This window comes from Enterococcus sp. 5H (assembly GCF_028128615.1).
Lineage (GTDB): Bacteria > Bacillota > Bacilli > Lactobacillales > Enterococcaceae > Enterococcus_L.
Genome location: NZ_AMDP01000022.1, coordinates 89,531 through 111,614, shown reverse-complemented (window position 1 = coordinate 111,614; position 22,084 = coordinate 89,531). Strand labels below are relative to the sequence as shown.

Sequence of the window (22,084 nt, the reverse complement as noted above, 5' to 3'; positions counted from 1 at the left end):
TATTTAGAGCAAATAGTTGTGATCAAAAGTTACTTCTACGGTATAATCGCCAATATTTCTATATACTTGATCCTGAATCCTAATTTTCAATTCCTGATCGGTTACTTTAAAATGATTAGGTACAACTAAATCAAATAAGATACGAGGCTTTCCTCCATGGTCAACTAAACGAATGTCATGAGCTTTCAGCTCATTATCAATGGATTTAATGACCTTCTTCAATTCTTGATGAATGAATTGCTGTTTTTGATCGTATAAATTTACTGGATCAATGTGACAAACTAAATCGACACCTAATTGATCTTTGAATTCTTTTTCAACTGCATCAATTGTTTCATGTGCCTGAATTAAATCCCAACGATCATCTATCTCAATATGAACTGAAGCAAATGTTTTATTTGGCCCATACTGATGAATTAGCAAGTCATGATACCCCACAATATCAGGTACAGAAGATAAATATTTTTTCATTTCATCGATAGCTTCTTGGTCCGGCCGAAGTCCCATTAATTCATTCACGAATTCCCGAATTAATTTGAGTCCGCTAAAAATAATATAACAAGCTATCAGTAACCCAACAAACCCATCTATTTTAAGCCCAGTAAGACCTTCCATCGTCGCTGAGACTAAAACTGCAATTGTAGTATAAACATCATTTAAGCTATCTTTTGCTGTGGCAATCAAGGTATTAGAATCAATCTTCTTAGCTACACGTTGATAAAAAACACCTTGCCAAACTTTTATTAAAATAGATAATAGCAACACAAACAAAATTATTGGCGTAACTTTGATACTTTGCGGATCTTTAACACGATCAATCGACGTCATAAAAAACTGAAACCCAACAAACGTAATCAATAATGAGACCAACATACCACTAATGTATTCAAACCGTTCATGTCCATATGGATGCTCTTTATCTGCCGGCTTACCAGAAATATAAAAACCAACTAAAGTTAATACAGAAGATACCGTATCCGATAAATTATTCATCGCATCTGCCATAATCGAAACACTTCCGGAAATAAGACCAATTAAAAATTTACCAACAAAAAGCAGTAGATTAGATAATAAACCAATTACCCCCGCAAAAATGCCAAAAGCTGTTCGAATATCTGAATTTTTTTTATGGCGTTTTTCAAATTGTTCTATCAAACTATTTATCATCACTTTCCCCACCTTTTTTAGCATATCTTAACACTATAAAATTTTTTTACTTATTTGTATAGAGAAAAGCTACTTTTTTTAGCGTCTTTTTATTGTTTAGAAAAGCCCAAGTTCTTTGCTGGGATTCCCTTTGTTTTTTTGTTAGGCACACCTTGAACCTCCAATAAAAAATGAGGCAAAACGAATATTCGCTTCACCTCACTTTAAAAAATCCACTTTTAATGGAAAATATGACTTTCATGGGATACTTTTGCTAGTTTCTTGGTCTTCTCTTCAATGTAAGGATATAACCACACCCCTAACACACAGAAGACAACACCGATACTGGTTAAAATAATAATGGCTTTCCATGCATTTGGCCAATAAATACCACCAGCAGATTCTCTTAATAAATTCACCGCATGTGTAAATGGTAAAAACGGATTAATAAATTGGAAGAATTTTCCAGAAACCTGAATCGGATAATTTCCGCCGCCTCCTGAGATGGAGAGAACCAAAATAATAATTGCAGCTCCCTTCCCAACATTCCCAAACAGTGCGACTAGTACATAAACCATCATCATAAAGACTAACGCAATTAATAGAGCAAATATCACGCTATAAACTGGCTGTCTGACGTCCACACCTAATAAGAAATAATTTCCTAAGGTAACAATCAATGCTTGCGCTAAGCCCATCACAAGGAAGGTTAACATACGGGCAGAGAATTGCTCTCGTTTTGAATATTTTCCGCGATCTTTTTCATCCAAATAAAAATCAGTTGTCGCAATACTTGAAAATAGAACTGCACCTACCCATAAACAAAGAGCGGTATAAAACGGTGTACTGGCAGATCCGTTATTCGCAATTGGATAAATTTGATTTTCTGAAATCTCAACTGGTTTTGTAAAGAAGTCACTTTCGGCGTTAGCGTCCAGTTTAAGCAGCTTAATCACTTCTCCTAAGTCAACATCTTGTTCACCTTTCCTGATGGCATCAGCAGCCTTATGGAGCCCTGTTTTGATATTTGGCCAGTCATTTTGAACTAAATCATTGGCTTTGTTTAAAGCTGATTCTAAATCAGGCATTTTATCGTTCACAGTATCTAACGTTGTTGTGATATTTTCTTTGATTCCCGGATAGTCGTTTTGGATAAAGTCTGCAGCTAATCCAAGTTTTTCTTCAACTATAGGCAATTCATTATTGTATAGCTCTGCACCTTTATTAATGCCATTTACAATTGTATCCATATGACCGTTCAATAAGACATTTGCATCATGGATTTCTTGTTTAATCGCAGGTAATTCTGCTTGATATTTTTCTAAAATGCCAATTGCATTGGCAACTGTTGCTTCAGTTGCGTTCAATAAAGCGGCAAAATCAATTTGTTTGGCTTGATTCAGCAGTCCTTGAGCGGTACTGATAGTGCTGATTAGTTTTGTTAAAATGTCATTTACCATCGCTGAAACTGCATCTACATCTATACTTCCTGCAAAAGCTGCAATTTGATTGGCATCATTTTGAATTGCTTCTAAATCAGCATCAGTAATCGCATTAACATCTAGATTGTCTACTTTACTTTTTAATACAGAAATCATATTGCTTACGGTATTTAATTTATCAATTGTTGGCTGTAACTCTTGGTTGCCTGCGGCTTCTTGAATTTGTGTTAAAGTTTGGATTAGTTGTTGGATCACAGCTTGTTGACGGCCTAGACTATCTGACAATTGCTGTTTCAACATTTCACGTTCTTCTGGTGTTAATTGATTATTTCTGAGTTGTTCAACAACCGAAGCAACACTAGAGCTAATTGTTCCGATGGCTTGTAACGTTACTTTCATACTGCTGGTAATTCCCGGAAGTGCTTCTTGTAGTTTCGTTGCACCTTCAGAAGTTGCTTTTGCCAAGCTGTCTGCTTGATCTCCCAATTTCTGAATATCAGGTAACGCTGTCTGAACCCCTTGAATAATTATTAGTCCTTGTTTTGCTTCGCTGATTCCTTCATTCATGGTTTGTTCCACAGAAGCAAAATCTTCATCAATCATTGCTAATTGTTTACCAGCATTCTGAATTTCCGGTATTTTTTCTTGTAGGGTTAAAATAACTTTTGCTTGTTCTTTAATTGTTGGCATTTTTCCATTTAACTCGACTAATTTGTCCCCCATAGCATCAACTCGAGGTAAATAGTCAACAAACTCATTCGCTTTTGCTAGTTTTTCCTTTAGTTCCGGCATTTTTCCATGTAAGGCAACTACCTCTTGGGTATATTTATCAATTTCAGCAATATTATCGTCTGTAGAAAGAATCATATCCTTCACCTTAGTAATACTGATTAAATTAGAGTCCAAATTGTAGCCAATCTCATTAAAAACACTGACTAGTGTACTACTTGCTGTTTTAATAAACTCTTCTGTAATTTGAGATTGTAGCGAAGAAGCACCCTTATCAGCAATTTTCGGCGCAATCGCATTGATTTTTTCGTTAATTGAATACTCTATTTTAGGCTTTGTAATTTCACCTGTGGTAAAACTCAATAAATCTTTAGAAAAATCTTTTGGTAAATAGATTCCAGCATAGTATTTACCAGATTTTACTCCTTTATCCAACTCTTGTTTTGAGTCTACAAATTTCCAGCCCAGCTGCTTATTTTCATGGAGATTTTCCAGTACTTCTTTTCCAATAGCCACTTCTTCACCTTGAAAGGAAACTGGCTGGTCATCACTGTAAACTGCTATCGGCAGCTCACCCGTATTTGCATATGGGTCCCACAAAGCTTTAATATTAAACCACGCATAAAGTGATGGAATTATCATCAGTGCAATAATTAATAATGTAGCGATTGGATTTTTAAAAATGCGTTGCCAATCTAATTTGAATAATTTAAATGTATTTTTTATCTGTTTCATCCTGCTCACCCAATCTTTTTAATGACTGATTTACTTTAGCATAATTTTTTTCGCAATAACAAATGAAAAAGCCTAATTCTGTCTATTTCTACGACAGGTCTTCAAAATTGTCGTAACGAACTTTACACTCAAAAAAAGACAAACTCATTCAAAATGAATCAGCTTGTCTCTTGTTCACTCACGTTTATAATTTTGCTGAAAATTCTGATACTACTTTCTTCACTTCATTAACCGCATCGGGATCTAAGTAAGAAAGCGCTCTGGGAACTACACTCATTAGATACATTTTATCCAGTTGATCCGTTGTTCTTCTTTCCATCAGTTCTGCCAGCAAATGTTTCATGTCTTCTTGATGTTCTGCTTTAGTCCGATCCATAATAAAGTCATAAAACTTTTTCTCCTCTGCTTTCATCGGCAATCCCTCCTAGAATTTTTATTTCATTATAAACTTAAATAATCATAAGTTGTAGTAATTTGCATTTATTAAGCAGATAATACTGAATATGATCTTAAAAATCTATTCTTGATATTTTCGGATTAAAAATTCATATGCTGCACGACTAATAATCCCCATTGGTTGATTAATTGCAGGATTAAAGTAGAAATCCATTGTCACCAGTTCTTCTAGAGTGGTTTCTTTATCAATTGCTAGTGATAATGTATTGATCGATTGCGTAATATCTTTTTCAGACATCAATTGACCGCCAATTAATTTATGACTGCCTTTCTCAAAAACCAGTTTAATGCTCACTTCTTCTTGCAATTCGAGATAAGGCAACTGACATGGTAATGTTAAAAAAATACTTTCTACATCAATTCCTTCAAATACGGCTTCTACTTCTGTTAAACCAGTTGTAGCAATAAAGCAGCCAAAAATTTTAGTTGCTGTCGTTTTTTGGGTCATCGTATATTTCATCGAATGTCCTAATATATTCATCGCTGCAACCGTCGCACTTCGTACAACATTATTAACTAAGGGAATAAATGATTTACGATAGCTATTGTGTACAGGATAAGAAATCACATCTCCTATAGCAAAAATATCCGGATCACTTGTCTGCATATACTCATCAACTCGAATCGTTCCATTAGCATTTAACTCTAATCTATCCTTAACTAACGTTGTATCTGGACGCGCATTTACCGCAACAACTACATAATCATTTTTTATTTCTTCATTGGTTGTTTTTGTTATAAATGGCTCGTTTTCAATATCAGAAAAACCGATGACACTTTCGTTTAGATGAAGATGAATACCAGCATTTTCGATTTTTTTCTCGATTATTGTAGAAATTTCTTTGCCTACGTAACGGAATAAAAGAGAATCAGCACTTTCAATTAAATGAATTTCTTTGCCTTTATCCTTTAACGCATCGCATAATTCCACACCAATATAACCACCACCAACAATTGAAATCGTCTGAGCCTGTTCTAGCTTTTCCAAAACAGCCACTGAACTAGGATAACTTTTAAATACAGTAACCTTATCTTCACTTGGCAATGTCATATTGGTAGAGAATTGATTCGAGCCTGTTGCTAAAATTAATTTATCGTAATTAACTTCAATGGTTCTTTCATCGGACTCTTCACAGATGATTGTTTTTTTCTCCGAGTTTATTTTAGTAACGGCGGTATTAAGTAATACTTCTACTCCTTGGAAAATTAGTTGTTCTAAAGTAGTATATCTTGCTTGATCTAGTTCATCTATCAAGTGATTCATTTTCAAGATAATCCCACTCGAAATATAACTAAGCTCACCTCTTTTTTCAATCAAAACGACTTCAATCTTAGAATTCAATTTTTTTAGTGTCATTGCGGCTTGGAGTCCTCCATGTGAGCCTCCGATAATTACTACTTTCACTAAAGTCATACTCCCTTCAGCAGATACATTATTACTATTTTATAAAAATTTAACAAAAATAACGTTCTGTCCTATTATATAGAAAATTACAATATTTTTAAATAATAATAAGTACAAATTTTCTTTTTATAAGTTGCGTATTGCCATTTTCTCATGAATAAAGTATCCTTAATATGAGGTGTCTATTATGCTAAAACGAGATTTTTTAGAAAAGCCCTTTGATTATATGAATGATATATTATTATTTCTCTATAATAATCAAGGCAAAGCAACAAAAAATGAGCTAGTTCATGAATTTCAAATTAGTTTACCAACTTTAAATGAATACCTTTCCTTTCTCCAAAGCTTTCTCGAAGAGAATAAGATAGAAGACCAAGTTGAAATAACCATCCAAGGTGAACATATAACTCTAAAAAAACAACAAACTTTTCCCTTAAAAGAAGTTGTTGTCCTTTTTTTAGATAAATCGATAAAATTTCAAATGGTAAATCAGTTATTTACAAAAGGTGAGTTAAGTTGTGACTATTTTCAATTAAATTATGCTATCAGCTCTGCAACTTATTATCGTAAAATTACTGAGCTTAATGAATTATTAAAAGAATTCCGTCTACAAATCAAACGAGGAAAACTTATCGGTGAAGAAAAGCAAATTCGTTACTTTTTCTTTAGCTTCTTTTGGTTTCTATTTGAAGATAAGTCGAGTCTGGAAAAAGAAACAGCGAATCAATACCTTGGCTTTATAGAGATTTTAAAAGAATCCCTTAATTTGGTATTTGATCCAACTGAAGTCCTTCAAATTAAATTATGGATGAAAATATCTTTCAGACGTGTCACAACAGAATATAATCCTGTTATCAGTCCAAACTATGATTATCCTGATCGACCATTATTTGAAGAACTTAACATTGCCCTACATACATATATGAAAAAAATCGACCGTCCATATTCTATTTACGAAGCATACATGTTTTATGATTTCTTTTGTTCTATGCATAATTTTTCGCCCAATTCTTCTTTTGCTTTTAGATTGGCTGAAAAACAACGCAGAGAAAGTTCTTATTTAAACTACATGAATAAAGTTATTTTAAAATATTTGAAGCAACAAGGTTACTTATCAAGCTATGCTTCTTCTGCTCGTTTATTGTATATTGAAAATTTATTATTTCAATTACACTCTCAACTTTACTATTTCGATGGATTCATTTTACCCTTTGATAGTTGGACGATTAAATCCATTGTTAATGCTCATCGCCATCCATTTTCCGGTAATGAAGTAGTAGAATTAATGGAGATTGCGACGAAAAAATTTGATCAAGATGGGGAAAAAGGCAACTACAAAAATAAATTTACTGAAATTCACTACACAATTATTTTAAATCATATTGCAGAATTGAATGAGGAAAAGATTACCATCGGAGTTTATCATTCCTTGAATCCTTTTATCGGTGAATTAGTCATTCAGCATCTTACTAATGTTCTAGGTCATAAATATCCGATCAAAGCCGAAGACTTTAATGAAGATAGCCATTATGACATACTGCTTTCTAACATTTATACTGAAGCTATTGAAGATAAGCAAGAACTTGTCTATATCTTTTCTGATATCGGAAACAGTTATGACATGACCGAAATTGAAAAACTAATTATTCAATTAATTGATACTAGATAAAATTAATTTTAACTATTACTAATTGAAATTATAGCAAAAAAATAGAGCTTTATGTTCTCTGTTTTCTTTCTATCTGCGAAATTTAATGAGAATTACTGAAATTTAACTAAAAAAATATTTGTTTTTATTTCATTTTTTTTGAAAAATAAATTTCATCTTTCGATTCTTTTGTTAATAAAAAAACGATAAAGTTTATCGTTTTTTTATTTTATCCAGCCTATATGATCGAACGGAGCATATCTAAATGAAACTACACCTTCAACAGCTTGTCCATCCACCAGTCCAAACGCCCTGCTATCACTAGAATTGTTCCGATTATCTCCTAAAACAAAGTAATGATTATCTGGAATTTTATCCAACTGAGACAATTGTTCTAAGGCCTTTTCTGATATATTCACTTTTATTGTACCATCCGGTAGTTCAGTAGCCGCAGAAAGTTCAGAAACATCAGGCAACTCGTCAGCTTGATGATTAATAAATAAATCACTGCCTTCTGTCCAAATTGTATCTCCTGGCATCCCAATAATTCGTTTTACATACTGGTACTCACTATCTACAGGTGGTTTAAATGTAATAACTTCGTATCTTTGTAGATCTTTTGTTCGTCTAACAATAACTCGATCCTTATTTAATAAGGTCGGATTCATAGAATCTCCATCAACCATATGTGGTGAAGTATTTAAAATGAAGAAAAAGACAATGATCGCAAAAATTACTACTGGCAACATGAACTTGATAATTTCAATAATGTTGTCTTTTCTTTTTTTCTTTCTTCTTTTTTCAATTTCTTCTTTAGTGAGTTTCTTTCGTTTCTTTTTACGAGGAGGCATCTTTCCTTTTGGTAAAACAGCAGTATCTTCTCGATCTGATTTTACTCGGAGACTATCTTCAGGATTTCGGTCTTGCTCTCTCGGTTTTCTCCGCTTCTTTTTAGGTGCAGAAGGTTGTGATTTTCTATTTTTTGGCTTTTCACTATGATTGGTTTTCTTTTTTGTTGGTCGTTTTAAACGCTCATCTTTCATCTCATCCATGATACACCTCGATTAAACTCTTTATACTCTTAGTTAAGAATAACAGACTGTTTTAGATTTTTCCATATAAAAACTCCATTAGTCATCTGGATTTTTTCCTACGAATATATCTTTCTCCATAATGAAAAAGTGAGGGCAACAAAACTTAAACAAACGTTTTGCTTCCCTCACTTAAATTCGTTAAAAGTAGACAGGTAATATTCAGATACAATGTTTATCTATTAATTATCCAATACTAATTCTTGACCTTCAAAGATTACACTGCTGCTAAGTTGATTTCTATTCATTAATGTTGGGATTGATAAACTCATATCTTGAGCAATTTCCCATAAAGTTTCACCATTTTTCACAACATAAACTTCTTTAGGCGTTTCACTTTTTTGACTTTCGACAGTCTGTTCTGCCTCTGCTGAAGACTCTACTGGCAATTCAGCTTGCTGCTCTGTAGATGCTGGAACTGGCACAGGCATAGTTTCATTACCGCCAACAGAAGCCCCTAAAACCAATGAATTAGACATAAAGTACACAACAGTGCTAAACAATACTGTAGAGAAAATCAACAATATAAGATGTGTTTTATTGATTCGTTTTTTCATATTGTTCTTCCTCTCATCTATTTTCAGGCAGACTAGTTTCCATTTTTATCTAATCGTGATAATTTGCTTAAACGTTCTTCTAATTCACGATAAATAGTCATAACTTCATTTTTAGATTCTTCTACTTCGTTAGAAATGTTCTTCGCACGATTACCGATATTCAACATTTCAAGCTCAGCTGAATTAATCATATGTTTAGCTTCTACTTGAGCTTCACTAATAATACGATTTGCTTCTTTCTTCGCAGAAACCATAACTTCACCGATCTCTTGTTGAGATTTTAGTGCTTCTTCTTGTAATGATTGATTTTTCAGTAATAAATCATTAATTTGTTGTTTAGCTTGCAATAATTCAGTTAATTGCTCGCCTTTTGCATCCCCTGTAGCAGATACATTACGCATTGTTTCTAACTCAGCGTTAATTGTTGCAAGTTCTTCTTCTTTTTCTTTATACATGCTTCTCAAGCCAGCTAATTCAGATTCGGAAACATTTTTTTGAATAGAATATTTATCGTTAAGTCCTTGAATACGTCCAAGATTTGCTTCTAATTCAGATTTATCTTTTAAGACTGCTTCTAATTCTTTTTTCAACTCATCAATTCGACCGTTGTCAATAGAAGAATCATTTGTTACTGATAAAGTTATTTCTTTATCTTTAAGCTCTTGATTTTCTTTTTGTAATTGGTTCATTTGTCCTTGAAGATCAGCAAGTTTTTGTGTCAACTCTTGATTTTCTTTATCAGTCGTTTGAAGTTTTTCATTTAATGCTTCTAATTCCATCTTCACCGTCTCCAATGCTTCTTCTTTTTCACCCATATTTCCTTGGGCAGCTAATTTAGCTTGTAATTGTTGGATCTCTGTTTCTTTTTCTAGAATTTTTATTTCTAATGCTTTGTCTTTTTCGATAAGCGCTGTTTCAAGGTAAGCGATTTGTTCTTGCCCATTAACATTTTCTTTTTTTAATGCGTCAATTTGTGCATTTAACCGAGCAATTTCTTCAGTTGAATCTGATAATTCATTTGCATCTTCCAACTCAAAAATTTCAGTTTCTTTTTGATTAAGTTGTGTTGCTAATTCGTCATTTTTCTCTTTTAGTAGTTCAAGTTCTTCTTGATTACTTTCGACCTTAATTACTAATTGTTTATTTTGTTGAGACAAACGGAAATTTTCGTCTTTGTTTTGTTCGAATTCTGATTCTTGCATTCTGTATTCTTCGATTAATTCTCTTAATCGTGTAATTTCTTTTTCTTGTTCATCTAATAAAGCACTATTATTAGTTGTTGTTACTGTCGGTTGTTGTTCGTTATCTGAATTAAAAGTAATATCTTGAGATAGTTCTTCTTCAGAAACTTCATTGATTTTTTTAATTAACCGCCTTTTTGCCATATTTACACGCCCCACTTTTTATTTCTTTGTTACTTGTTAACCTAAAGCTACTTTTTCTAAGTTAACGTCTTTTGATTCTCTTGAATAAACAAATGATTGTTTTGATAGTTTATTTGTTTGATCTCGATATGTACAGTTGAAATCAATCATTGTGATTTCTTTTACCGGCTGCAGCTCATTTACGAAAGTTTCAATGTTTTTTTCAGCTGTTTGGAAATCGTTGAATGACAATGCTGTTGGAAAAACTGAAATCGTCAGAGTTTCCGTTTTTTGACTAATCATAATTGCTACGTTAGTTTCTCCAAAAAAGGGCTGCCAATCTCTAATAAGCTGAAGTTCATAATTATCTAAAGCCTGAGCATCTCGACTTTCTACAATTTTTTTCCAAGGAAATTCTGTCAATTTTAAAGCATCTTGTTGGTAACTTTCAATTTCAGCGCCTGAAACGGCGCTTCCTTTAGTATCTTTGATTTCTTCTATCTTCAATTCTAAATCTTTATTATCTTTTCTTAACGCATCTTGATTATACAAGATTCCCAATAAGATTAAGCTAAAAATAATTGCTGCAATCATTAAAAAAAGTAATGATCGATTGTTTTCTTGATACTTGTAAAAATTGATTTTCCGTTTCATTTTAGGGCTATCAGAATCCAGACTTTCCAGTTGGAATCGTACATATAACTGATAACAGAAAAAAAGAAACAGTATTACTACTAATGCAAACATGAAAATCGTCATCAAAAATAAACTCCCTTATCCATTAATAAAAAAACACTAAATAAATCTATTTTTTTGAAAGTTATCCACTTTCCACCCAATTATACATAGTTTATTGTAACATTACACTGCGTTATTGCCAACTTTTTTTTATATAATCCTCCAAAAGTCAACAAAAACAGTGAATGCTTTCATATAATTTAGCATTTTTTTATTATTTATTGCAAAGGAAACCACCTGTTTACCTTGATTTTTTTTTATTATGATTTCTCTATTCTGGGTTATTTTAGATTTTCATTTCATAAGTAAAAATAACATGACTAATAGTTAAGATCAGTTCGATAAACTTACTTACACAAATCCAATACTTTGGATTTTTTTCTAAATACTATTGAAGTAAAAGTCTCTATTTTTAAAATAAGTAGAATTGATTTAACGGTATGTACCCAAATTTTCTTGTTCTAATTCTGATTCAACAATTCCTATGCTGACTCCTAATGCACGATCAACTGATCCCATAATTTCAGTGCTTAGATGACAAACTTTTTCTTTTAAGCGGATTTTATCAATTGTTCTAATTTGTTCTAACAAAATAACAGAATCACGTTCTATCCCTGTTTCTTCCGAATTAATTCCTATATGTGTCGGCAATTTTGGTTTTGCCATCTTTGCGGTAATTGCTGCCACAATGATGGTTGGACTAAAGTGATTGCCTAAATTATTTTGCACTACGAGTACTGGACGTACTCCCCCTTGTTCTGATCCTACAACAGGGGATAGATCTGCAAAATATATGTCACCCCTTTTGACCATTTGGAACCTCCTATTCTATTTGTATTCTCTTGGCATACGTTCTGAAAATGTACATGCTACTTCATAATGGATCGTGTCTAACTTTTCAGCTACCATTTGCATCGTTATTGTTTCTCCATTGTCGTCTCCGATTAATGTAACCCGTGTACCGACAGCGACTTTTTCCGGCAATCGAATCATGCATTGATCCATACAAATTCGCCCAACAATTTCACATTTGATTCCATTTACCAATACTGAAAATCCTTGTAGATGACGTAACCAACCATCTGCATAACCTATCGGTACAGTTCCAATCCATTCGTCACTACTTGTTGTATAGGTATTGCCGTAGCCAATCCCTTCACCTTTAGGCAGCTTCTTCACTTGGATCAATGTTGAAACTAAACTTAAAGCAGGTTTTAATGGATACGGTTCAGGTAATAAATTACCGGAAGGATTTAACCCATACATTGCAATACCAAGACGAATCATATTCCCAACATTGTCCGGATGCCATAAAGCTGTAGCGCTATTACTAACATGTACATACTTAGGTAATTGCTTAAGCTCTGATATGATGTCTTGAAAACGTTGTTCTTGTTTATTAAAGTAACTAATATCCACTTCGTCTGCTGTCGAAAAGTGAGTGAATAATCCTTCCCAAATTAAACAGGTAGCTGATTGTGTGAGTTCAACTGCTTGTTTAGTCGTCTGGGCATTCATAAATCCAATACGTCCCATTCCTGTATCAACTTTTATATGTATTTTTAATGGTGCTTGTGTTTCTATATGGGTTAAATGTTTAATCGCTTGTTCTAACCATTCTTGCGTTGTTACTGTGACTGATAAATCGTATTCTAGCAGTAAATCTATGTAGGAAATGTCCACAACACTTAAAATAAGTATTGGATCTGTAATACCTGCTTGACGTAATTCTATCGCTTCGTCCAGTATCGCTACGCAAAAACCTGTTGCTCCACCTTTTTTCGCTGCTTTAGCAGCTTGAACAGCTCCATGTCCATACCCATTTGCTTTAACTACAGCAAATAATTCTGTAGTTTCAGGCATTCGTTTTACTTCATTACAAACATTTTCTGTAATTGCTTGTGTATCAATTACTAACTTTGTGGGACGGTGCCATCCTACAGCCATATGTGTCCTTCTTTCTTTAATAAGCGAAATAAATGTAGTTATCGCCTAAATATAATCCCTTTTTATCATTGTACTATGTTAGTGTTGATTTTACTTACTGAACGTAAAGAAATCAAGTTACACTTTTGTTATACTGTTTATTCAAATATCTTTAAATAAAAACAATTCCATATCTAATTACTCATCTTCCAGAATAATCTGCGCAACTGCAAACGTATCGGTATGTGAAATTGACACAAATACTTTTCCTTGATGAGGAGATTTGGTGACTTTCGGCGCGCCGTTTTCTTCCTTTAAAATCTCAATATCTTGTAACCCAACATTACCAATTCCTGTGCCCCAAGCTTTAGAAAATGCTTCTTTACATGCAAAGCGACCAGCTAAAAATTCAACTTGTCGTTTGTGCGGTAGTTTTTGAAAGATTGCATACTCTTCAACCGTGAGAACTCTTTTTATAAAAGAAGACTTTGTGGTAATGATCTTATCAATTCTTGAAAGTTCTACCATATCTATCCCAATTCCTTTTATCATTCTTCCAAGTCCTCTTTTTTTATTTTATAAATTACTCTTATTCTATCAAACTTTAGCAAATTTTCCACATATTAATTGTAAAAATTAATAAAATAAGGCGTAACAAAGTTTTTAAGCTTTGTTACGCCTCTATAAAACGACTTAAATAGTGAGAAATTATCCAATTGTTCTTACTTTATCAATTAATTTACGATTATTAATTTTTTCAATAATCATAGTTAGGCTGTGCTTAGCCATATATTAATTTGCTTAGTTTGAATTATCTCTTATAACAAAGCTACGTTTTTTGTCGTTGTGACGTTTTGCAGAGCGATTATCTTTATTTTTGTTGTAGCCACCGCTGCTGCTGTGCCCTTTGTTGTTTTTATTACCACGGTAGCCGCCGCCACCATTTTTATTGCGGTTACGGCTGTTTCCGCCGCCTCCACCACGGTTATTTTTATTAAAACCTTTTTTAGTTGATGGCAATGGACGTTCCGGTGTAATTTTAACTGGAACAGCATCTGATGGATCTTTAGAAATAGTTTTTAATAACAATGCTGCTAAATCTTCAGCAGAATATTTTTCTAATAGGTTTTCTGCAGATGGAAGATAATTTTCAAGACCGTTTTCTTTTAATTTTTCTTCGACTGTTTCAATAGCTGCACCTAATTGTCCTTTAAAGGCTTCTTTTTCACTTGGTGGACGTAAAGGTGTCATGCGTTTTTTCGTTAATTCTTCAATAACATGTAAATAGCCCATTTCATTCGGTGTAACGAAAGTCACTGACATTCCGCCTTTACCAGCACGACCTGTACGGCCGATACGGTGAACGTAGCTTTCAGGATCTTGCGGGATATCGTAGTTGTAAACGTGTGTTACGCCTGAAATATCTAATCCACGAGCTGCAACGTCTGTTGCTACTAAAATATCTAAATTACCATTTTTAAATGAACGTAAAACACTCATACGTTTTTGCTGTGACAAGTCACCATGAATACCTTCAGCTTTGTAGCCACGAGCTTCTAATCCACGAGCAAGCTCATCTACACGACGTTTAGTACGACCGAAAACAATCGTTAATTCTGGTGTTTGAACGTCTAATAAGCGAGTCATGATGTCGAATTTTTCGAAGTCTTTTGAGCGAACGTAGTATTGATCAATTAAATCAGCAGTCATTTCTTTTGCTTTGATCTTCACGTGTTCTGGTTCTTTCATAAACTTAACGCCAATGTTTTTGATAGCAGTCGGCATTGTAGCTGAGAATAAAAGTGTTTGGCGTTCTGCTGGTACTTTAGAGATAATTTTTTCAATATCTTCTAAAAAGCCCATATTCAACATTTCATCTGCTTCATCTAAAACTAGTGTTTCAACTGTTTCTAATTTTAATGTACGGCGATTAATGTGATCTAATAAACGACCAGGTGTTCCGACAACGATATGTGGATTATCTTTTAGTCCTCGAATTTGACGACCAATATCGGCTCCGCCGTAAACTGCTTGAACGCGGATTTTTTTATCGCGGCCTAAACGGTATAATTCTTCTTGTGTTTGGATTGCTAATTCACGCGTAGGCGCAATAACTAATCCTTGTAACATACGTTTTGATGTATCAATTTTTTGCAACATCGGTAAACCAAAAGCAGCAGTTTTACCTGTTCCTGTTTGAGCTTGTCCGATAACGTCTTTTCCTTGTAATGCCAATGGGATTGTTTCTGCTTGAATCGGGGTAGCTTCTTCAAAACCTGAACGTTCGATTGATGTCAATAATTCTGGTGTTAAGCCAAGTTCTTTAAATTTCAAATGATATCCTCCTAGATAATGTTTGTTGTAGAAAAATTTACTTTTTCTGTGTTTTGTTACAGGTGATTTGACTTTCACTAATTTTGAAAATGTTCCGTTATGCGCATAAACCTTCAACATAGGTCTATTTTATTTTCTCATTAGCGTTACCGAAAAATCCACCTTATGAAGCCTACAGGCACTAGAAAAGCCAAACGACTTCGTTTAGCTTTTTTAATCTTTATATTAATAGATAAGTTCCTTTTACAGGGACTAACTATTTCTCTACTTCGATCTTCCGGCAATAGGTTATTCTAGCATATTTTTAGGTTTTCAGCAAGTTTTATGAAAGCTTACTAAGTTTCTATCAAATTATTTAAAACTTCATTCAGCCCCATGCCGTTACTAGCTTTTAAAACAACCATATCTGTTGGGTTAAGGATTGTTTTTAATTCAGCAATTAAATCTGATTTTTCTTCTTTAGTAAAATAGTGAATCTGTTTTTCTGAATATTTTTCTTTTAAGGCCTCTCTCAACGTGGCCATTTCATTTCCATAAAGAAAAACTTCGTTAATTTCAGTTGGGTTTAAATGTTGGCTAACAGAAGCATGCATCGCGGCTGAATCAACACCTAATTCAAGCATATCTCCTAAAACAGCTACTCTTTTTCCTTGTGTTGGCATTTGACCAAAACTATCTAAAACTAGGTTCATAGCGGTTGGATTTGCATTATAAACGTCACTTAAGATTTCAGTACCGCTTTTTGTTTTAACCCATTCCGTACGATTTTTAGTTAGTTTAAATCCAGCTAAACCTGCTTGTATTTTTTCTTCCGGAATCTCGAACCATTGTCCAATTGACAGTGCAATTAGAGCATTACCTACATTATATTTTCCAGGAACAGGAATTGTAAATACGGTGTCCAAACCATTTATTTTAAAACTTGTTTGTTCTTTTTGAGCTTCTATAATTTCAGCTTGACAGTCCGCGTTTTCCCAACCGAAAGTTTGAATGGTTTGCGGTAAGTCTTTGATTAAAGGTTTTAATAACGGTTCTTCTGAGGGAATCAGCAATAAGCCATCTTTCACTAACCCAGCAGTAATTTCCATTTTCGCTTGGGCAATTCCTGCTCTGGAACCTAGATTTTCAATATGGGCTTCACCAATCATTGTGATGGCCGCTACAGCTGGTTGAGCTAGCAAAGAGAGGAAATCAATTTCGTGAGCGTGATCCATTCCCATTTCCAAAATCAGTTTTTCAGTTTCATCCGGCATATGTAAAATGGTGTACGGTAAACCGATATCGTTATTATAATTCCCTTGCGTTTTATAGGTTTTAAATTGTTGCGCTAAAACAGCTTCAGTCATATCTTTCGTCGTTGTTTTTCCATTACTTCCTGTAATCGCAATGACTGTTGGCTGCATTTTTTGTAAATAATACACAGCTAAATCCTGCATCGCTTTTAACGTATCTGGCACTTTTATAATCGGCAGCTCTGCTGGTGCGGCTTCTGTTGAACTCCAAAATGCTGCTCCTGCTCCATTTTCAATAGCCTTGTTAATAAAGGAATGTCCATCATTTGTACCTTTAAGCGGAACAAATAAGTTATCTTTTGTAATCAAACGACTGTCAAATTCAATTCCAGTTAAGTCAAAATCTTGCCATTGTTTCCAATCATTTGTCGCTTTTGTTGCTTCAGCTACTTCCCAAAAAGTTAGTTTCATCGGTTACTCTCCTTTTCAAACGTAATCTCAGTTAGGTTTATTAAAATAACACATCAACATAAAAGGGCTGAGTCAAAACCTCTAGTGTTTTTCCCCCTCCCCTTTGTATTTATCTATCTGTCATAAAAGCTTTGTCTTTGTTTAAAGCGGTTTAGCGCTAATTGAATTAATTCTTCAATCAAGTCACTATATTTCAACCCCATATTTTCCCATAACAATGGATACATGCTAAATTGTGTGAATCCCGGCATTGTATTTAACTCATTTAGGAACAATTCATTTTTGCTTGTTAAAAAGAAATCACAGCGGCTTAATCCGCTGCCGTCTAAAATGGTGTAAGCTTTTTTCGCAAATTCTTGAGCCTTTTGATGAACTTCATCTGGTACTTCTGCTGGAATTTGCATCGTAATTTGATTATCAATATATTTCGAGTTATAGTCATAAAAATCAACGTCTTTAACAATTTCGCCTGGCAAAGTTGTTCGAACGTCTTCATTTCCTAGAATCGCAACTTCAATTTCACGAGCTTCAATTCCTTGTTCAACAATTGCTCTAGAATCATAACGATACGCTTCTTCCAAAGCATTCTGCAATTCTTCACGGTTTTCCGCTTTACTAATACCAACGCTGGAACCCATATTAGCTGGTTTAACAAAAACAGGATAAATCAATGATCCTTCACATTGCTCAAAGACTTTTTTAGGATTTTCTTTCCAATTACTTTTCAGAACCGGAACGTATGGTACTTGAGGGATACCAGCTGTCTGCAATAAATATTTGGTCATAATTTTGTCCATTGCATTAGCACTTGCTAAAACACCCGCCCCAACATATGGCAGACCTAACGTTTCTAAAAAGCCTTGAATCGTCCCATCTTCACCATTTGGTCCATGAAGTACTGGGAAAACGATCGTATCTTCTTCCTTAATTTCACAAGGCATAATAACTTTTCCAGTGTATTCGCCCCACTTGTCTACTTCGCCGTCTTTTGACCAATTTAGTTTCAAAACATCTTCACTTTCAGGCTTTTCTGATAAAAGCGGACCTTTGACCCATTCACCATCTTTACTGATAAAAACCAACTGAACTTGGTAATAATTATAATAAATCGCATTTAAAACGGAATAGGCAGACAATATTGAAACATCGTGCTCTTCACTTCTCCCACCATATAGCAAAGTAATCTTCAAATGCTTTTCCTCCTAAGTTTTCTTTTACATTGTTGTACTCAACAGTGAAATTCAAAATAGCTCTTTCATATTTTAGCATAAAAGTTTTTAACCGAATAGAATCAAATAAAAAATTCAACTAATTTTTGTTTGATTCGGACCTCATTGACTGAATCAAATCAATTAACTTAGCCTTAAACGTTTCACGATCTGCTTTGGTAAAAGTTTTTGGTCCCTTCGTATGCCCTCCGCTTTTACGAACTTTCGCACTAAAATAGCGCTGCTCCAACAAACCATCGATATTGTCTTTGGTATATTCATAACCCAGCTGATGCAAAACACGAACACCTTTGGGTAAAACTAATGAAGCTAATCCATAATCTTGCGTCACTAAAATATCACCTGTTTTAATTAGCTGAACGATTTTATAATCTGCTGCGTCAGCTCCTTTATCTACATAAACAAAGGAAACATTTTCAGGATATTCTTTCAGCGAATAGTGGTCGATACTCGTTACAATCAACACATCTAACAACTGTTCCAAAGCTACTTCAATCGTTGTATCTTTTACTGGTGATCCATCACCATCTATTACTAATTTCATCATCGCTACCTCTCGCTTTTCTTAATTTAAATACCAAGCAGGATGGCGTTTTAAGAAAATTGAAACCTCATCAAAAACTGCTTCTTTCACAATTTTATATAGCTCAGGATTTCTGATTTTCTTTTTGATTGCACCTGTATAGCGAGGGCGTTTGACTTTAATAGATAACACCACATCAAATCGCTCTGGAAAATTTTCAATAGTTAGATATTTTAAGCGATTGGTTTCTTCTAAAAATTGATTAATCGCATCAACTGTCCCTTGAATAAAGCCATCCAAGTGAGTTCCGCCATCTGCTGGCAAATGACCGTTCACAAAACTATCTTTAATACTCGTCGAGCCATTCTTTGAAATAACTGCTTGGATCGTGACGCCTTCACTGACTGTATTGATTACTAGCGGCTCACTGCCTCTGGTAATGCTATCATCTTTTTGAAAAATATATTCTATAAGACCTTGTTCATAATGGAAGTAATTTTTTTGTTTTTTGCCATCAGTTAGTGAAATCGTCAAACCACCGTTTAGCATCGCTAATTCTTGGCAGCGATTAAACAGGATAAAATAGGATAATTGCTTGTCACCAAAAAGTGTTTTATCGGGTGTAAAAGCCATTTCAATTCTTTGCCCTTCATCCTCAGAGGGAATCAGCGCTTTTTTGTTTAACTGACCATGTTGATAGATTTGAATTGTTCGTTTCCCTAATTTTTCTACGCCAAACCCTAGTTGTTCTGACAATGCATTAACAACTGAAAGAAATAAGTACGGCGGTGTATATTGTTCTTCTGGTCTTTTATTTAAAAATAATCCTTTTCGGCTAAAAAATGAAAAAATAATTTGTTCTTGTGTAAGCTCCATCGAAAGTTCCGCCTGCGTTATATCTACTGCTAGTTGCAATAAATTATCAAGTACTTGTAGCACCATACTTTCTAAACCAGTAGGACCAATTCCACCAATGTACATACTTGGTCGTTTGCGGATACTATCTTTTAAAACATCATTATCTAGTGCTTTCCAAATATTTTCATCGGTCACGTTGATCTCCTCCTGTAAACAGACTTTTTCATAAAAATAACGAATAAAATAATTGCGTTAACGTCTTTAGCATAACAATTTATCTCAGCCACGTAAATGGTTTAGCTTGATTCTCTTCTTAATTTTAAGCGATCGGTATCATTTCTATTATAAAGAAAAAAAGACTAGAACGAAAGTAGTATAAAGAGATTTACACTATTTCATCCTAATCTTTCATTTTAACGAATCAAATCAACTGTTGGGTGCTCCATAACATGTCTAACTTGTTTTCGTGTGGTTAGCGGTACATCGCCCTGAATTGTATGCGCCAAAACACCATTTGCTGTTGCAAATTCAACGGTCTCCATTAATGACCAATTTTCACAATAGCCCAGTAGAACACCCACAGCATATCCATCACCGGCACCGATCCGATCTAAATTAACAATTTCTCTTGGATCAGCTTGAACAAAATTAGACTTATCAAATAGAAAACCTGCTAAATAACGTTTATCTCCTTCGGCTAGACGCATCGTACCTGCAAAATATTCAACTTGATATTCAGTCATAAACTGACGCACAATGCTCTCAAACTGTTTAGAAGCAGCTAGCGTTTCATCGAGAGGTAATCCTAATAAATCCGTTAAATCTCTTTGACTGCCAAAAACTAAGTCACAATAAGGTAAGATTTTTTGGTATTGTTCACGCATAAAAGTAACGTCATGTGCTTCGTTTAAACTAGGTCGAAAATTAAAATCAAAGCAAACTTTTTTACCTTTTTCATGAGCTTTTTGCGCTAAATCAAAGGCCGCAGATCGTGTTTGCTCAGTTAAACTTAACGAAATCCCGCAAATATGAACTAAATCACTGTCATCTACTATTGAGTCAAACGAATAATCCGACCTACCGCTTATACCAAAAGAGCTATTACGGCGATTTTGATACGTCACCTGCGTGGGTCTGGGACCAAAACCCATCTCAGCAAAATAAGAACCAATATGATCTCCAGCTGTTTGAATCCAGTGATCTTGAATCCCTAGTTGACGCATGCTAGCTTTAGCTGCATCTCCTAAGCGATTATCTGGAACTTTAGTTATCAGACTTGTTTGACAGCCAAAATGAGCCAGATTACTTAAGATGTTGACTCCTGTCCCTGTAAAATCCATACGTAGCTCTTTCGTTTGTTCCAGCATCAGATATTCTGGCGGAGTCAAACGCATCATTATTTCACCAAACGCTGCAATTTTCATTAGTTATAACCGCCTATTTTAATGTATTTTCCATCATACCAAGCAATGTTTTCACGTCTTCCGGTCTTGTGTCACCTGTTTCAGAGTCAATGATTGAACTATATACATGTGGAATAATTTTCTTGACACCGGCATCGACAGCAATTTGAACGATTTCTTCAAAGTTTTCTAAATCAATACCGCCAGTCGGCTCCAGATAAAAATCATATTTTGCACAAGCTTCAGCCACTGCTTTATATTCTTCAATATGAGCTAACCCTTTCATTGGGAAATATTTGATCGAGCTGCCGCCCATATCTTTTAATAATTTGATAGCTGTTTCAATACTCACTTCGCCAGCTGGTGCTTGTGAACTTAAAGGTCCCGTCGCAATATTAACAATCCCAACTTTGCCTGTTGGTGATACTAAACCATTAATAATTGTGTCTTCTTGACCTAATAAAGCACGAGAAGTTCCAACTCCTGTAAATACTTGGTTAACATGCTGTGGTTGTAATTCTTTTGAAATTCTTGAAACCATTTGACTTTGATTTGGATCCCCCGCACCTAAACCAACAGATAAAGCATTATTTGTTGCTGCGGCATATTTTTTCATATCTTCAATAGCTAATTCATCGGTTGGATAGTTTTTAGATAAAACGCCTAAAACAACGTGTCCTTCTGCAGCTTCATAACAAGCTTTTGCGTTTTCTACTGAGTTAGCAAGTACATTTAAACAAATACGATTTTCTAAATAGTTGGGTGTTAATGACATAATTTTTACTCTCCTTTGTTGT

At 34.3% G+C, this 22,084-nt stretch carries 19 protein-coding genes; 1 reads left to right on the top strand and 18 read right to left on the bottom strand.

Annotation, left to right across the window (positions count from 1 at the left end):
• Positions 1 to 3: 3 nt before the first annotated feature.
• The 4 genes from C240_RS09805 to C240_RS09790 form a co-directional block, all read right to left on the bottom strand.
• Positions 4 to 1,167 (bottom strand): cation diffusion facilitator family transporter, encoded by a 1,164-nt coding sequence (locus C240_RS09805; protein WP_271494829.1) that lies wholly within the window; start codon positions 1,165 to 1,167, stop codon positions 4 to 6.
• Between the two features lie 218 nt (positions 1,168 to 1,385).
• Entirely contained in the window at positions 1,386 to 4,052 is a 2,667-nt protein-coding gene (locus C240_RS09800) for a YhgE/Pip domain-containing protein (protein WP_271494826.1), read from the bottom strand.
• Positions 4,053 to 4,236: 184 nt separating this feature from the next.
• Entirely contained in the window at positions 4,237 to 4,464 is a 228-nt protein-coding gene (locus C240_RS09795; RefSeq protein ID WP_271494824.1) for a hypothetical protein, read from the bottom strand.
• 105 nt (positions 4,465 to 4,569) lie between these two features.
• Positions 4,570 to 5,922, bottom strand: coding sequence for an FAD-dependent oxidoreductase (locus tag C240_RS09790; RefSeq protein WP_271494821.1), 1,353 nt, complete (start codon positions 5,920 to 5,922; stop codon positions 4,570 to 4,572).
• Positions 5,923 to 6,100: 178 nt separating this feature from the next.
• Here C240_RS09790 and C240_RS09785 point away from each other — a divergent pair, with 178 nt between their 5' ends.
• Complete coding sequence (locus tag C240_RS09785; protein ID WP_271494818.1) at positions 6,101 to 7,582, top strand: helix-turn-helix domain-containing protein; 1,482 nt, start codon at positions 6,101 to 6,103, stop codon at positions 7,580 to 7,582.
• A 203-nt stretch (positions 7,583 to 7,785) separates the two neighbouring features.
• Here C240_RS09785 and lepB read toward each other — a convergent pair whose 3' ends face one another.
• The 14 genes from lepB to dagF form a co-directional block, all read right to left on the bottom strand.
• Entirely contained in the window at positions 7,786 to 8,613 is an 828-nt protein-coding gene (gene lepB, locus C240_RS09780) for a signal peptidase I (protein ID WP_271494816.1), read from the bottom strand.
• Positions 8,614 to 8,834: 221 nt separating this feature from the next.
• Entirely contained in the window at positions 8,835 to 9,209 is a 375-nt protein-coding gene (locus C240_RS09775) for a LysM peptidoglycan-binding domain-containing protein (protein WP_271494813.1), read from the bottom strand.
• Between the two features lie 32 nt (positions 9,210 to 9,241).
• Positions 9,242 to 10,594: a hypothetical protein gene (locus C240_RS09770; RefSeq protein WP_271494811.1), complete on the bottom strand. Its 1,353-nt coding sequence runs from the start codon at positions 10,592 to 10,594 to the stop codon at positions 9,242 to 9,244.
• Between the two features lie 36 nt (positions 10,595 to 10,630).
• Positions 10,631 to 11,332 (bottom strand): hypothetical protein, encoded by a 702-nt coding sequence (locus C240_RS09765; protein ID WP_271494808.1) that lies wholly within the window; start codon positions 11,330 to 11,332, stop codon positions 10,631 to 10,633.
• Positions 11,333 to 11,743: 411 nt separating this feature from the next.
• Positions 11,744 to 12,124, bottom strand: a complete 381-nt coding sequence (locus C240_RS09760) for a type II toxin-antitoxin system PemK/MazF family toxin (protein WP_271494805.1) — start codon at positions 12,122 to 12,124, stop codon at positions 11,744 to 11,746.
• 15 nt (positions 12,125 to 12,139) lie between these two features.
• Positions 12,140 to 13,258 (bottom strand): alanine racemase, encoded by a 1,119-nt coding sequence (gene alr / locus C240_RS09755; protein WP_271494802.1) that lies wholly within the window; start codon positions 13,256 to 13,258, stop codon positions 12,140 to 12,142.
• 177 nt (positions 13,259 to 13,435) lie between these two features.
• A complete protein-coding gene (gene acpS / locus C240_RS09750) occupies positions 13,436 to 13,789 on the bottom strand; it encodes a holo-ACP synthase (protein WP_271494799.1) in 354 nt (117 codons plus the stop codon).
• Between the two features lie 249 nt (positions 13,790 to 14,038).
• The gene (cshA, locus tag C240_RS09745; RefSeq protein WP_271494795.1) at positions 14,039 to 15,571 is read right to left on the bottom strand and encodes a degradosome RNA helicase CshA; all 1,533 of its coding nucleotides are present in this window, start codon (positions 15,569 to 15,571) and stop codon (positions 14,039 to 14,041) included.
• 335 nt (positions 15,572 to 15,906) lie between these two features.
• Positions 15,907 to 17,274 carry a UDP-N-acetylmuramoyl-tripeptide--D-alanyl-D-alanine ligase gene (locus tag C240_RS09740; RefSeq protein WP_271494792.1) on the bottom strand — a complete coding sequence of 456 codons (1,368 nt, stop codon included), beginning with the start codon at positions 17,272 to 17,274 and terminating at the stop codon, positions 15,907 to 15,909.
• 113 nt (positions 17,275 to 17,387) lie between these two features.
• A complete protein-coding gene (locus tag C240_RS09735) occupies positions 17,388 to 18,464 on the bottom strand; it encodes a D-alanine--D-alanine ligase (protein ID WP_271494789.1) in 1,077 nt (358 codons plus the stop codon).
• Positions 18,465 to 18,582: 118 nt separating this feature from the next.
• Complete coding sequence (locus tag C240_RS09730; protein ID WP_271495194.1) at positions 18,583 to 19,047, bottom strand: YaiI/YqxD family protein; 465 nt, start codon at positions 19,045 to 19,047, stop codon at positions 18,583 to 18,585.
• A gap of 21 nt (positions 19,048 to 19,068) precedes the next feature.
• Complete coding sequence (locus C240_RS09725; protein ID WP_271494786.1) at positions 19,069 to 20,079, bottom strand: hypothetical protein; 1,011 nt, start codon at positions 20,077 to 20,079, stop codon at positions 19,069 to 19,071.
• 218 nt (positions 20,080 to 20,297) lie between these two features.
• Complete coding sequence (locus C240_RS09720; RefSeq protein ID WP_271494783.1) at positions 20,298 to 21,308, bottom strand: sugar kinase; 1,011 nt, start codon at positions 21,306 to 21,308, stop codon at positions 20,298 to 20,300.
• Positions 21,309 to 21,321: 13 nt separating this feature from the next.
• Positions 21,322 to 22,062, bottom strand: a complete 741-nt coding sequence (gene dagF, locus C240_RS09715) for a 2-dehydro-3-deoxy-phosphogluconate aldolase (protein ID WP_271494780.1) — start codon at positions 22,060 to 22,062, stop codon at positions 21,322 to 21,324.
• Between the last annotated feature and the right edge of the window lie 22 nt (positions 22,063 to 22,084).

What these genes read in the sequence shown, in the direction of transcription:
- dagF (WP_271494780.1), bottom strand. Translation starts at nt 22,062, where the DNA reads ATGTCATTAACACCCAACTATTTAGAAAATCGTATTTGTTTAAATGTA.
- C240_RS09790 (WP_271494821.1), bottom strand. Translation starts at nt 5,922, where the DNA reads ATGACTTTAGTGAAAGTAGTAATTATCGGAGGCTCACATGGAGGACTC.
- acpS (WP_271494799.1), bottom strand. Translation starts at nt 13,789, where the DNA reads ATGATAAAAGGAATTGGGATAGATATGGTAGAACTTTCAAGAATTGAT.
- alr (WP_271494802.1), bottom strand. Translation starts at nt 13,258, where the DNA reads ATGGCTGTAGGATGGCACCGTCCCACAAAGTTAGTAATTGATACACAA.
- C240_RS09775 (WP_271494813.1), bottom strand. Translation starts at nt 9,209, where the DNA reads ATGAAAAAACGAATCAATAAAACACATCTTATATTGTTGATTTTCTCT.
- C240_RS09760 (WP_271494805.1), bottom strand. Translation starts at nt 12,124, where the DNA reads ATGGTCAAAAGGGGTGACATATATTTTGCAGATCTATCCCCTGTTGTA.
- C240_RS09785 (WP_271494818.1), top strand. Translation starts at nt 6,101, where the DNA reads ATGCTAAAACGAGATTTTTTAGAAAAGCCCTTTGATTATATGAATGAT.
- lepB (WP_271494816.1), bottom strand. Translation starts at nt 8,613, where the DNA reads ATGGATGAGATGAAAGATGAGCGTTTAAAACGACCAACAAAAAAGAAA.
- C240_RS09730 (WP_271495194.1), bottom strand. Translation starts at nt 19,047, where the DNA reads ATGAAATTAGTAATAGATGGTGATGGATCACCAGTAAAAGATACAACG.
- C240_RS09800 (WP_271494826.1), bottom strand. Translation starts at nt 4,052, where the DNA reads ATGAAACAGATAAAAAATACATTTAAATTATTCAAATTAGATTGGCAA.
- C240_RS09795 (WP_271494824.1), bottom strand. Translation starts at nt 4,464, where the DNA reads ATGAAAGCAGAGGAGAAAAAGTTTTATGACTTTATTATGGATCGGACT.
- C240_RS09740 (WP_271494792.1), bottom strand. Translation starts at nt 17,274, where the DNA reads ATGAAACTAACTTTTTGGGAAGTAGCTGAAGCAACAAAAGCGACAAAT.
- C240_RS09770 (WP_271494811.1), bottom strand. Translation starts at nt 10,594, where the DNA reads ATGGCAAAAAGGCGGTTAATTAAAAAAATCAATGAAGTTTCTGAAGAA.
- C240_RS09765 (WP_271494808.1), bottom strand. Translation starts at nt 11,332, where the DNA reads ATGACGATTTTCATGTTTGCATTAGTAGTAATACTGTTTCTTTTTTTC.
- C240_RS09805 (WP_271494829.1), bottom strand. Translation starts at nt 1,167, where the DNA reads ATGATAAATAGTTTGATAGAACAATTTGAAAAACGCCATAAAAAAAAT.
- C240_RS09720 (WP_271494783.1), bottom strand. Translation starts at nt 21,308, where the DNA reads ATGAAAATTGCAGCGTTTGGTGAAATAATGATGCGTTTGACTCCGCCA.